Source organism: Clostridium sp. YIM B02500, assembly GCF_022324665.1.
Taxonomy (GTDB): Bacteria; Bacillota; Clostridia; order Clostridiales; family Clostridiaceae; genus Clostridium; species Clostridium beijerinckii.
Window position 1 is genome coordinate 62,753 of the sequence record NZ_JAKGTE010000019.1, and the last position, 13,009, is coordinate 75,761.

Genomic DNA, 13,009 nt, shown 5'->3' on the forward strand with positions numbered 1-13,009 from the left:
CAATTGAAGGATATAGAGATAAAAAACTATTTTGTTGTTTAACTATTTAAAAGGATAGATAGACAACAAAATAGTTTTTTATTTTTTAAAACAATTTTTATACGGTCATATTTTTCTTTGAGTGCATGTTTAAAACTAAAAGCCTTGAAGATATTAATGCAGTAATAGGAATTATAAGAATAATACCTATGCCACAGCTTAAAACTTGAAATACTTCAGAACAAAAAACTTTTTCATTTATAATAGTAGAGATAGGGTAATTGAGTTCATTAAAATATATTATTAATGTCATAAATCCGCTTATGTATGCAAAGAGAAGGGTATTAGTCATAGTTCCTAAGATATCTTTACCAATATTCATTCCAGATTTAAATAAGCTATACTTACTTGACATAGGATCATTCTTATAAATTTCATTCATTGATGATGATATTGATATAGATACATCTATAATTGCACCCAATAATCCAATTAGAATTTCACATATTACAATTTTTGAAAAGTTCAATTGAACATATAGAGATAGGAATGCAACAGTTTCTGCCTGCTCATTGCTAAAACCTTGTATTTGAGCATTCATACTCATATTATATGTTATAAACATAACTAAGAAAATAACTATTATAACAGATAATAGAGAAGAAAATGTTTTTTTATTAAATCCATTAATAAAAAATAAACTAAAAAAACTAATGAAAATTGCACAAATAAAAGTAACTTTAATAGGATCAATTTTTGCACCAATTAGAATAAGCATAAAGAAAAAAGTAAAGAAATTTAAGATTAAAGTAAAAAATGATTTAATTCCTCTTGTGCCTCCAACAATTGTCATAAGAATAAATAAAATAATTAATAATATTAGTATTATATTCATGATCTTAAGCTTCTCCAATCTTATGTTTTTTTAGAATAGCAATAGATGTAAAAATTGTTATTGGAATACTTAAAACTATTCCGATGCTTCCAATAAGCGCTCTCATAAATTCTAGAGAAAGATTTATATTTATAATATAAGTTATAGGTAACCCGTTTCTAAGCAGAAGTAATATTATTGGCATACTACCACTTAGATAAGCAAAAACTAATGTATTTGACATTGTTCCCATAATATCTTGTCCAATTTCTCGAGCAGATTTAATTATGGACTTACTATCAATATTAGGATTTTTATCATAAAGCTCATCTATGGCAGAAGATATAGAAATTGCAATATCCATTATTCCACCTAGTGTACCTATAATAAGTTCAATGAAAAATATCTTTTCTGGAGGATGAGTTAGAAACTCCATTTCTTCAAAGTGAATTCCACTCCAATTATTTAACTTAATCACAATACCAGCTATTAGCATGGAGGTGAAAGTACCTGCTAAAGTTCCAATTATGGCTGAAGCTGTTTTTTTATTTTTTCCTGATACTATAAATAAAGAAGCAATTATAAAAAGTATACTTCCTATTATAGAAAGTATAGCTAAGTCATAACCTTTGGAAAATATACCAATTATTGAAAATACAATTAAAATATTAACAACAACACTTACTAAGGATTTAAAACCTTTTATTCCTCCAACGAGTAATATCAGAGCTATAAAAATGTTTATCATATAAATAACATATTTGTCCCTCTTTAGATCCAGAATTTTTGCAGAAGTTATTTCATTATTATCGTCACTTTGCAGAGATATAAAAATTTCATCATTTACTTTTAAATCTAAGTCGTTAACTTGAGAAAATGATGTTGTATTATTAAGTTCAATGGAATTTCCTTTAAATGTACCATTCATAATAATAGCTTCAATTTTTTGATTTTTCATAGGTTCTATTTTTCCAGTAGAATTTTCTTCTTCGGATTCATTTTCGGTTATTGATGTTATTTTAGCTATTGGATTTCCATATAAATTTTCATTAGTAGAAATAAAAAACAAACTAGCTAAAGATACAACAATTAAAATTAATATAATTAAAACAGTCTTTTTATTAGGTTGTTTACCTATATTTGCATCTAATTTAAATAAGTACTTATTTAATAAATTCTTAGTCATACACCTGTAGCTCCCTTAAAATACATAATTATAACAAATTGTAAATTTACATTCTAAAAAATTATACTCTTATAAAGTTGTGTAATCAATCATATTATGATCAAAAAATATAAAGTTACTAATTATTTGATTTTACATAATAAGATAAGTAATTATGGAATTTTTTTATTCTTGTAACATTTTTGACTAAATTCTGTGACAAAACTGTAAAAATTATCTTATATAATTTAAGAAAACATAAGTTAATACAAAAATAATTGGACTATAGAATAACATATTTGAAAGGATGTAATTTAAATGAAAAATAAAAGTATTAAGAGTAAAGTTATGACAGGAGTTATTTTAGCGAGTATGGTGATATCTGCAAGTACAGGAGTATTTGCGGCAGATTCATTAAATGTTTCAAACAATAAGTCAGCAGTTCAACATCAAGGTAGAGAGAATGGTTTCCAAACAAAATTAGATTCTTTAGTAGCAGCAGGATCGATAACTTCAGATCAAGAAACTGCTATCAAAGAAGCATTAATGCCACAAAGCGGATTTAAAAATGGAGAACATAAGGATTTATTTAAGACTAAATTATCAGATTTAGTGACAGCTGGAACAATAACAGCAGATGATCAGACAGCAATAGAAACAGCATTTAAAGGTGCAAAAGGGAATTTTAAAACAGTTTTAGATAACTTAGTAACAAATGGTACACTAACTTCAGATAAAGAAACAGCAATAGAAAATTCATTAAAGTCAGAAGATAAAAATGAAGGACATAAAGATTTCTTTAAGACTAGATTATCAGATTTAGTAACATCCGGAACAATAACAGCAGATGATCAGACAGCAATAGAAACAGCATTTAAAGGTGCAAGAGGGAATTTTAAAACAGTTTTAGATAACTTAGTAACAAATGGTACACTAACTTCAGACAAAGAGACAGCAATAGAAAATTCATTAAAGTCAGAAGATAAAAATGAAGGACATAAAGATCTCTTTAAGACTAAGCTATCAGATTTAGTGACAGCTGGAACAATAACAGCAGATGAGCAGACAGCAATAGAAACAGCATTTAAAGATGCAAAAGGGAATTTTAAAACAGTTTTAGATAATTTGGTAACAGCTGGAACATTGACCTCAGATAAAGAAACAGCAATAGAGAATGCGTTAAAACCACAAGAAAAGCAATTAGGAGAAAAAGATAAATCTAAAGGAATTGAAAAATATAAAGAGATGATAAAGACTAAATTAGATGGATTAGTAACAGCAGGAACAATAACAACTGATCAAGAAACAACTATAATAGAGGCTCTTACACCTTCTAAATAAAGTTGAATTAATATTAATATGTTATAATATTTAACAGATATCGTATACGGTTATAAAAAATAATAATTAAAGAAGGGAGTATCGCAAAATGGTTATATTTTGATTATAAACGATGCTCTTTTTCGTTCACGACTTGGCTTGTTGGAATTCTAAATGAAAAAGTATTATTTAAATATTGAATATAAATAAATAATATCAAAACATTGAATAATAATGCTATTTATTGTATAATTATTCATATAATAAATAATATATGGATTAAATAAAAAATTATTACGTAAATTTAAGTTATATATTGTTTATACATAGATAAACAATTTAAGAATTAGACTTATTAGATGAACATATTTACAAAGTTGCTAAAACTTTAAGCTCATATCTTCACTAGAAATCATAAATATATTTGTGGAGAAAACATTTGAAAATGAGCTGTTAAAGGTTCTTAGCTGTAGGTTGTTCCATTTTAGCTTGTCAAACTGAAAGTTGGAGCATGCCAAAGTGGATACAACCTGCTGCTTAGAACCTTCAGAGATATTTTCATAGCTTTTCGGAATCAAAATATTTATGATTTCGGTAAGTTATCACACAAGTCTAGTTTTAAAGTTGGACATCTATATTATGTATAAACTTATTTACAGTATATATACTAAATAAAATAGATTTTTTATTTATAAAAATATTATAAATAGAAGGAGAATGAGCATGGCAGTAAATTTAAGGGGAAGAAGTTTTTTAAAGTTATTAGATTTTAAACCAGAAGAGATTAGATATCTGTTAGATTTGTCTAAGGAATTAAAAACATTAAAAAGAACTGGAATTTTACATGATAAGCTGAAAGGTAAGAACATAGTATTATTATTTGAAAAGACATCTACAAGAACAAGATGTTCATTTGAAGTGGCTGGAAGAGATTTGGGAATGGGGGTTACATACCTAGATTCAGCAGGATCTCAAATGGGGAAAAAAGAAAGTATAGCAGATACAGCAAGAGTTCTTGGTAGAATGTATGACGGAATAGAGTATAGAGGTTTTAGTCAGGAAATAGTTGAAGAATTGGCTAAGTATGCAGGAGTTCCAGTATGGAATGGATTAACTGATGAATTTCATCCAACTCAAATGATTGCAGACCTTCTAACAATAGAAGAGAAACTTGGAAGACTAAAAGGTGTTAATTTTGTCTATATGGGAGATGCAAGAAATAATATGGGAAACTCTCTCATGGTAGCTTGTGCAAAGATGGGCTTAAATTTCACTGCTTGTGCACCTAAAGAATTATTTCCATCAGAAGAGTTAGTGGAAAAATGTAAGGAGATAGCTCAGGAAGCTGGAGGTACGATAACTTTAACAGAAGATGTTAATAAAGGAACTAAAAATGCAGATGTGATCTATACTGATGTATGGGTATCAATGGGTGAACCAGATGAAGTTTGGGAAAGTCGACTAAAATTGTTGAGCCCATATCAAGTAAACAAGGATGTTATGAATAATGCAAATGAAAACGCAATATTTATGCATTGTTTACCGGCTTACCATGATTTAAAAACTAAAGTGGGAAAAGATGTAGGAGAAAAATTTGGCATGACTGCATTGGAAGTTACGGATGAAGTATTCGAAGGAAAACAATCTGTAGTATTTGACGAAGCAGAAAATAGAATGCATTCTATAAAAGCGATAATGTTAGCAACAATTGGTGCATAAATTATCCAGAATTAATCTTAATTATACAAAAATTATTCACTAAATTAGAGAGAGTTTTCTATAGTAACTCTCTCTAATTAATTTTGATCTATTTTTAAATAAGCAAATATACTCATGAAATGGTAAAATTTTATTTGAACCAAACATCTTCATATTCTTTATGTGAAACAAACTCCTCTTCTGCAAACCAACATTGTGGTATTATCTTTTTGTTATGTTGTCTAGCAAAATCCACGACCCTTTTAACCAGTTGCTGACCGATATTTTTTCCTCTAAGTTCTGGTGATACAAAAGTATGATCAAGTATAATGTTATTTTCTCCACTATCTATATATGTTACTACAGCTTTTATATTATCTTCGTCATCACCGATATAAAATTTATGATTACCTTCCTTAATCTCAACCAAAATAATTCTCCTTTCTATTTCCAAGTAAAGTTCAAATTTATTTATTAAAACTATTATACTTTAATAGTTTATCCAAAAGATAAAAATAATCCACAAAATTTAAAATATTAAAGATTTTATCAAGGAATCTATATGCCGACTCAATTAATTAATAGAGAAACTCAGAATATATATTTTAAATAAAATTGTGAGTTTTATATTTAGTAAAAAATTTATTAAATGTAAAACTATGTTAAAAAAATGTCAATTATATAACAAAAATTCAATAAAGAGATTAAAGTTAAATGTGTATTTTTTACACAGTAAAGATAGTCAATTGCTAATTAATGTTTAAATAATAACTTATTTAAACATTAATTAGCAATTTGAATGTTAAAGAATTAACGTCTTAAAAATGTTAATTTAAAAACTATTCTTTAAATTAAAAATATAAAGGTTTATAATAAAACAAAATACCAAATAATTCATTAATTAATAAGGTATTACATTTTATGTATTATATTGAATGCTATGAAAACGTATATTTGTGAGGTGATATATTTATGCTATATTTTTTAACTGGATGAAAGTTAATAGAAACGTATTCGTGTAATAAGTTATAAGCAATTTTAAGGAGTTTGATAACGATGAAAACAGAACAAGGCCTAGTAATTGAGGTGGTTGGAAATTCGGCAAGAATTAAAGTTGGTAGACATAGTGATTGCAAAAACTGTGGTGCTTGCCCGGGAAGCGAAAGCCTAATCTTAGAAGCGAATAATAAAATAGGAGCAAAGCCAGGGCAAAGAGTAATTCTTGAAATAAAAGAAACCAATGTTCTGAGAGCAGCTTTTATTGTATTTATTCTGCCGTTGATTGCTTTATTTATTGGTGTAATGTTAGGAGGGTTTATAGGTCAATATATAGGAGTTAATAAATTTATGTTCCAAGTGATTGGTGGGGTAGTTATATTTGCTTTATCTATTGTTATTGTAAAACATTTCGATAAGGCAAGTGCTGCAAATGAAAAGTCCAAGCCAGTAATTATTCGCATTTTATGATAGATTTATTTCTCGATATTTAAATAAAAAATTGATGAACTATTATTTATTCAAGTATATATTACTCATATTGTAAATATTATTTACTTGTATTATAAATATTATCTTACGAATTATTGTAGTTATGTAAATTTAATTGTAAATAATTTATTCTTAAGAGGTTTGTGAGGCGATTATTAATGTTAAAAAGTTTTCTCGGAGGAATTCATCCGAAAGACAGTAAAAAGTATACTTCTGATAAGGCCATTGAGTTACCACCATTACCTGAAACAGTAACTATTCCTATGAGCCAACATATTGGAGCACAATGTACACCTATAGTTAAAGTTGGGGATATAGTAAAAAAAGGACAGGTCATAGCAACTAGTGAAGCATTTATGCATAGTCCAATACATTCATCAATATCAGGAAAAGTTACAAGTATTGCAGAAATGCCACATACATCGTTAGTAAAATGCTTATCAGTTGTTATTAAAAGTGATGGGTTAGACGAATGGGTCGATGGAATACCATTAGAACGAGATTGGGAAAATCTTGAGAAGAAAGAAGTTCTTGATATCATAAAAAATGCTGGAATAGTTGGAATGGGTGGTGCTACATTTCCTACACACGTTAAACTTTCTCCAAACAAGGAAGTTGATACATTTATCGTAAATGCTGCTGAATGTGAGCCATACTTGACAGCAGACTATAGAATGATGATTGAATATGCTGACCGTATAGTAACTGGAGTTAAGATAGTTATGAAAACACTAGGAGTTAGCAAAGGAATTATAGGAATAGAAGATAATAAACCAGAAGCAGTAAAAGTTATGAAAGAAGCATTTAAGGGTACATCAGTTGACATTGTAGCTCTACCTACAAAGTATCCTCAAGGTGCAGAAAAGATGCTTATAAAAGTGCTTACAAGTCGAGAAGTTCCATCGGGTGGATTGCCTATGGATGTTGGAGTTGTTGTACAAAATGTTGGTACAGTTATAGCTATTTATGATGCAGTAGTAAATGGCATTCCAATAATTCAAAGAGTTACTACTGTTTCAGGAGATGCAATTAAGGAACCTAAAAATCTATTACTAAGAATAGGAACAAGTTTTAAAGAAGCCATAAGTTATTGTGGTGGATTTAGCAAAACGCCAGAGAAGCTAATTATGGGAGGGCCTATGATGGGAATGGCTCAATTTTCATTAGATGTTCCTGTAATTAAAGGTGTATCTGGAATTCTAGCATTAAGTAAAGATGCCATAAATTCTGGTGAGGAGTCCCCTTGTATAAGATGTGGAAGATGTGTTGAGGCGTGTCCTATGGGTCTAATCCCAAGTATGCTAAGCATATTAGGTGAACGTCATAAATTTAAAGAGGCCAAAGAAGAATATAATTTGCTAAATTGTATTGAATGTGGAAGTTGTGTTTATACATGTCCTGCAAAACGTAACATAGTTCAGTATATAAAATATTCAAAATCACAAAATTTAGCAATGGCACAAAAAAAGTAAAGGAAGAAGGGGTAAAATGAGTTCCGAAATTGGAGTACAAGAAAGTAAAGTGCAAGGAATTAAAGCAAAAGAAGCTGATACACAGGAAAATAGTTTTACTGTATCAGCATCTCCACATATTCGTTGTGATGAATCAATCTCAAAGATAATGTGGAATGTAAACATAGCATTAGCACCAGCTGCTATTTTTTCTATATATTATTTTGGTATCCCTGCATTAATTAACTTAGTTGTTGGTGCAGCTTCAGCAGTTGCTTTTGAATATTTGGTTCAAAAATTCCGTAAAAAGAAGATCACAGCATTTGACGGAAGTGCATTTTTAACTGGCTTATTGCTAGCTATGTGTGTGTCCCCAACGTTACCTGTTTATATGATAATAGCGGGTTCGTTTGTAGCCATAGTAATAGCTAAGCATTCTATGGGTGGGCTTGGATATAATATTTTTAATCCAGCTCATATCGGAAGAGCAGCATTAATGGTATCTTGGCCAGTTGCAATGACAACATGGACAAAGATGACAACTTCAGTAGATGTTGTTAGCTCTGCTACACCATTGAACATATTAAAACAACAAGGATATTCTAAATTGATTGAAACTTTTGGTGGCAATACAGAATTGTATAAAGCTATGTTTATTGGCACAAGAAATGGAAGCGCAGGAGAAACTTCAACAATACTTCTTATAATTGGAGGCGCGTATCTTATATATAAGGGATATATAAAATGGCAAGTTCCTGTATGCATGATAGGAACAGTAGGAATGATAACATGGATTTTCGGACCTTCAGGTTTATTTAGTGGTGATCCTATTTTCCATATGATGGCTGGAGGATTAATTATAGGTGCATTTTTTATGGCAACAGATATGGTTACAGCACCTATAACTTTAAAAGGGCAAATAATTTTTGCAGTGGGAGCTGGACTAATAACATCATTAATTAGATTAATAGGTGGTTATCCAGAAGGCGTTTGCTATTCGCTTTTACTTATGAATGCTGTAACACCACTAATAGATCGTTTTGTAAAGCCAAAACAATTTGGAGCAAGGGGGTAGTAAAATGTCCAATGAACATGCTATTAATAAGGAGTATTCTATTTTTCAGATAGCGATAAATTTAATAATAACTTGCTTGGCATCTGGTTTAATAATAGGACTAGTATATTATGTTACGGCACCGATTGCATCTGAAAAGAGAGAAATATCAAAACAAGAATCTATGAGAGCATTAGTTAGTGATGCCGATAATTTCAAGGCTGTTCCGGATAAGGCCGATTGGTTTACAGCCGAAAAAGGCGGTAAAGTAATTGCATATGTAGTTCCAGGAGAAAGCAGAGGATATGGTGGAGAAATTAAAATGCTTGTAGCTATTACACCAGCAGGAGAAGTAATAGATTATAAGATACTAGCACATAATGAAACTCCAGGTCTAGGAGATAATGCTTCAAAAGAACCTTTTAGAAGTCAATTTAAAGGAAAAAAAGAAGCAAATTTAACTGTAACAAAAGATGCGTCTGATAAGGATGATATTCAAGCTATGACAGGCGCAACCATTTCATCTAGAGCTGTAACATTAGCTGTCAAAAATGCTGTGCATGAAGTAACAGAGTTTGCAGGAGGTAAATAATATGAAGGAAAAGTGGAAAATTTTTAGCAAGGGTTTGTACGATGAAAATCCAATATTTATGTTATGCTTAAGTCTTTGTCCTGCATTAGCTGTTACATCATCAGTGATCAATGGTTTTACTATGGGCTTATGTGTAACCTTCGTTATTACAAGCAATAACGTAGTTGTATCGCTTACAAGAAAATTTGTAAACCCAAAGGTTAGAGTACCAGTTTATATTACATTTATAGCTACTATAGTTACCGTTGTAGAACTTGCATTGCAGGCAATATCACCTGAATTATATAGTGCTCTTGGTATTTATTTAGACTTAGTAGTTGTTTTTGCTATAATACTTGCAAGAGCAGAGGTATTCGCATCAAAAAATAAAGTGTTTCCATCATTCTTAGATGGATTTGGAATGGGATGTGGTTTTACATTAGCTATGCTTTCAATATCTGTAATAAGAGAGCTTTTAGGAAGTGGATCAATTCTTGGGTTTAAAATACTAGGCCCATGGTACAACGCGCCTTTAATTATGATACTACCAGCTGGTGCATTTATACTAATAGGTTACATGATAGGAGCAATAAAGCTCCACAATGCACATAAAGAAGCTAAAAAAATAGAAGGAAGTGAAGCATAATGAGAGAGTATTTTACATTGTTTATAGGTGCGTTACTTGTAAATAATTTTGTTTTAACAAAATTTGTTGGGCTTTGTATATTTTTTGGAGTTTCTAAAAGTTTAGATGCATCAATAGGCATGGGAATGGCAGTTACCTCTGTTATAACTCTAAGTTCAATGTTAGCATGGGTTGTATATAATTTTGTACTTTTGCCATATCATTTGACATTCTTAACAACTATTGTTTTCGTAATACTTATAGCAAGTTTTGTGCAATTATTAGAATTAATTATAAAGAAACAAGCACCTACATTATACAGCATGTGGGGAATATATCTTCTTTTAATAGCAACAAACTGTATTGTATTATCAGTTCCATTATTAAGTGTTGAGTCAAACTACTCGTTTGTAAAAAGTGTAGTGTTCTCAATTGGATCAGGAATGGGATTTGCACTGGCCTTAGTACTTATGGCAAGTTTAAGAGAAAAGCTGGTTTATGCAGATGTGCCAAAACCACTAGAAGGAACAGGAGTTGCTTTTATATTAGCAGGTATGTTGGCATTGGCATTCTTGGGATTTTCAGGAATGATATAAAGGAGATGAGTAAAGATTATGTTTACTGTTATAATGGTTTTAGTGGTCCTTGGAGGAATAGGTGCGGTTTTTGGTTTTATCTTAGCATTTGCAAATAGAAAATTTGCTATGGAGGTGAATCCACTAATTCATGAAGTAGAAGATATTCTTCCTAAAGGACAATGTGGTGCATGCGGCTATGCAGGATGTGCAGCATATGCAGAAGCAGTAGTTATGAAAGATGATGTTCCTCCTAATTTATGCGTTCCAGGAAAGGATGCTGTAGCAAAACTTGTAGCAGAAATTACAGGTAAAAAAGCAGAAGAAGTGGAACCAAGAATAGCTCATGTTAGATGCAAAGGAACAAGTGAAAAAGCAGCATTAAGTTATAAATACAAAGGAGTTCATGATTGTAAGGCGGCAAGCCTAATACAAGGAGGACCAAAAGGATGTAAGCATGGATGTATTGGATTTGGGACTTGCGTAAGCAGTTGTCCTTTTGGAGCTATGACAATGGGAGAAAATGGACTTCCAGTTGTTAATAGAAAAAAATGTACTGGTTGTGGTAAGTGTGAAGAATCATGTCCTAAAAATGTCATTCAAATGATATCAATAAATGCTAGAGTAAAAGTTGATTGTAATTCAAAAGATAAGGGAGCTATTGCTAGAAAGTTATGTAGTGCTGCTTGTATAGGCTGTGGACTTTGTGCAAAGAATTGTAGCTATGGAGCTATTCAAGTTCAAAATAATCTCGCAGTGGTGGATCAGAAAATATGTGCTGAAAAATGTAGTGAAGCAACATGTTTGGCAAAATGTCCAACAGGAGCAATAAAAGTTGCGAATGAATTAATTGCTAATAAAAATTCAGACACAGTAAAAGTTACAATTTAAAATTTACAGTATTTTATATTAAATTATGGTTTAATATAAAATATTTATTAAATGTATAGCCAGTAGAGATGAAAAAATGTGCATTTCTACTGGCTATACATTTTGTAATTAGTGGGGCATTGTAGTAAACGTATGAGAGAATTTTTATTATTAATAGTGATAAAACTCATTGACTAATATTTAAATCATTAAAGAAAGGAAGCTTGGACATATGTTTGAATATAAAATTAGAAGTTATACCAATAAAAATACCTGTACCAATTCCGGCTATAGATAAAATTGGTAAATAAAGTGTAACTGCAATATTTTGAACTATAATTGCGGCTACAATTAATTGTCCTACATTGTGGAAAAATGCTCCAGCAGCACTTACACCTATTATACTAACTTTATCTTTCCAAATATTTTTTACGAAAAGCATTATATAAAAACTAAGCAACGCTCCAGCAGCACCATACATAAGTGTAGAGAGATTTCCACCAAACATAGTTGAAAGAAGAAGCCTTAATATTATAATTAAAAAAACATCTTTTTTATTATTCAATATGTATAATGCTATGACAGTAATTAAATTAGTTAACCCAAGTTTTGCACCAGGTGCAATAAATGGAACGGGAATCATACTTTCAATTGTATACAAAGCCAAAGCTTGTGATACTAGAATACCTATAAATACTATACGAAAAGTTTTATTCATTTAAACACCTCAAACTGTTTGCCATTATATCACTGCTTTTTATTTCAATCATAAGTTTATGTGGAAGACAAACTATAATTTGGCCTGGTTCTGATATAAATCCAGATCTAACGCATATTTTATCCTTGCAATCGGCATCTATTACTTTAATAGATTTATCTTTGACGTCTATTATATTATCACCGTATGAAGTTTTAATATCTATTTGGTCCTCACCTCTATGCTCAGATAGGTTGATTTTCTTATAAAATTTACCGTCTATAGTTATCTCAGCATATGTTCCATTGTAATGTTTGCCCATTATTACCCCAAAAACAAGTTCAGGAATAAGTGATATACATAGTAGAATAACTATTATAATTATATCCCATTTTTTAAACATATTATTTCCTTCTTTAATCTATAAATTTATTATACATTTTTGACAAAAATTTTAAAATATATTATGGTTAATATTGTATATTAAGTTAATTTTTAAATCAAGAAATTAATTATATAAGTTTTAAACAATATAACGTATCCTGAGTATTAAAAATACTCACAAAGCTTGTAATTTACTAATTACTGCTATAAAATAATAAACAAGATTGTGAACACGTGTGTAATTATTGAGCGTAAAAG

General features: G+C 30.0%; 14 protein-coding genes. 9 read left to right on the forward strand and 5 right to left on the reverse strand.

The window, feature by feature from the left end; translation table 11 throughout:
* Positions 1 to 97 precede the first annotated feature (97 nt).
* Together L1S46_RS16030 and L1S46_RS16035 are read right to left on the reverse strand one after the other, a co-directional pair.
* Positions 98 to 874 (reverse strand): YibE/F family protein, encoded by a 777-nt coding sequence (locus L1S46_RS16030; protein WP_238861466.1) that lies wholly within the window; start codon positions 872 to 874, stop codon positions 98 to 100.
* A gap of 4 nt (positions 875 to 878) precedes the next feature.
* Positions 879 to 2,039 (reverse strand): YibE/F family protein, encoded by a 1,161-nt coding sequence (locus L1S46_RS16035; protein WP_238900420.1) that lies wholly within the window; start codon positions 2,037 to 2,039, stop codon positions 879 to 881.
* Positions 2,040 to 2,336: 297 nt separating this feature from the next.
* Here L1S46_RS16035 and L1S46_RS16040 point away from each other — a divergent pair, with 297 nt between their 5' ends.
* Both L1S46_RS16040 and argF read left to right on the forward strand, forming a co-directional pair.
* Positions 2,337 to 3,359 carry a hypothetical protein gene (locus L1S46_RS16040; RefSeq protein WP_238900421.1) on the forward strand — a complete coding sequence of 341 codons (1,023 nt, stop codon included), beginning with the start codon at positions 2,337 to 2,339 and terminating at the stop codon, positions 3,357 to 3,359.
* 702 nt (positions 3,360 to 4,061) lie between these two features.
* Positions 4,062 to 5,057, forward strand: a complete 996-nt coding sequence (gene argF / locus L1S46_RS16045; RefSeq protein WP_023974615.1) for an ornithine carbamoyltransferase — start codon at positions 4,062 to 4,064, stop codon at positions 5,055 to 5,057.
* Between the two features lie 130 nt (positions 5,058 to 5,187).
* Here argF and L1S46_RS16050 read toward each other — a convergent pair whose 3' ends face one another.
* The gene (locus L1S46_RS16050; protein WP_012058661.1) at positions 5,188 to 5,466 is read right to left on the reverse strand and encodes a GNAT family N-acetyltransferase; all 279 of its coding nucleotides are present in this window, start codon (positions 5,464 to 5,466) and stop codon (positions 5,188 to 5,190) included.
* A gap of 626 nt (positions 5,467 to 6,092) precedes the next feature.
* Between L1S46_RS16050 and L1S46_RS16055 the strand changes: the two genes are divergently transcribed.
* The 7 genes from L1S46_RS16055 (at position 6,093) to rnfB (ending at position 11,691) form a co-directional block, all read left to right on the forward strand.
* Positions 6,093 to 6,503, forward strand: coding sequence for a SoxR reducing system RseC family protein (locus tag L1S46_RS16055; protein ID WP_012058662.1), 411 nt, complete (start codon positions 6,093 to 6,095; stop codon positions 6,501 to 6,503).
* Positions 6,504 to 6,682: 179 nt separating this feature from the next.
* Positions 6,683 to 7,996 carry an electron transport complex subunit RsxC gene (gene rsxC, locus L1S46_RS16060; protein WP_238900422.1) on the forward strand — a complete coding sequence of 438 codons (1,314 nt, stop codon included), beginning with the start codon at positions 6,683 to 6,685 and terminating at the stop codon, positions 7,994 to 7,996.
* Between the two features lie 16 nt (positions 7,997 to 8,012).
* Complete coding sequence (locus L1S46_RS16065; RefSeq protein WP_238900423.1) at positions 8,013 to 9,050, forward strand: RnfABCDGE type electron transport complex subunit D; 1,038 nt, start codon at positions 8,013 to 8,015, stop codon at positions 9,048 to 9,050.
* Between the two features lie 4 nt (positions 9,051 to 9,054).
* Positions 9,055 to 9,621: an RnfABCDGE type electron transport complex subunit G gene (locus tag L1S46_RS16070; protein WP_012058665.1), complete on the forward strand. Its 567-nt coding sequence runs from the start codon at positions 9,055 to 9,057 to the stop codon at positions 9,619 to 9,621.
* 1 nt (position 9,622) lies between these two features.
* Complete coding sequence (rsxE, locus tag L1S46_RS16075; protein WP_077831465.1) at positions 9,623 to 10,246, forward strand: electron transport complex subunit RsxE; 624 nt, start codon at positions 9,623 to 9,625, stop codon at positions 10,244 to 10,246.
* Entirely contained in the window at positions 10,246 to 10,821 is a 576-nt protein-coding gene (locus L1S46_RS16080; RefSeq protein ID WP_012058667.1) for an RnfABCDGE type electron transport complex subunit A, read from the forward strand. Before rsxE ends, L1S46_RS16080 begins: the two co-directional genes overlap by 1 nt.
* 18 nt (positions 10,822 to 10,839) lie before the next feature.
* Positions 10,840 to 11,691: an RnfABCDGE type electron transport complex subunit B gene (gene rnfB, locus L1S46_RS16085; protein WP_017211713.1), complete on the forward strand. Its 852-nt coding sequence runs from the start codon at positions 10,840 to 10,842 to the stop codon at positions 11,689 to 11,691.
* A gap of 166 nt (positions 11,692 to 11,857) precedes the next feature.
* Here rnfB and L1S46_RS16090 read toward each other — a convergent pair whose 3' ends face one another.
* Positions 11,858 to 12,388 (reverse strand): Gx transporter family protein, encoded by a 531-nt coding sequence (locus tag L1S46_RS16090; protein ID WP_238861472.1) that lies wholly within the window; start codon positions 12,386 to 12,388, stop codon positions 11,858 to 11,860.
* Positions 12,381 to 12,770, reverse strand: a complete 390-nt coding sequence (locus L1S46_RS16095; RefSeq protein WP_012058670.1) for a NusG domain II-containing protein — start codon at positions 12,768 to 12,770, stop codon at positions 12,381 to 12,383. The genes L1S46_RS16090 and L1S46_RS16095 overlap by 8 nt, the downstream gene beginning before the upstream one ends.
* Between the last annotated feature and the right edge of the window lie 239 nt (positions 12,771 to 13,009).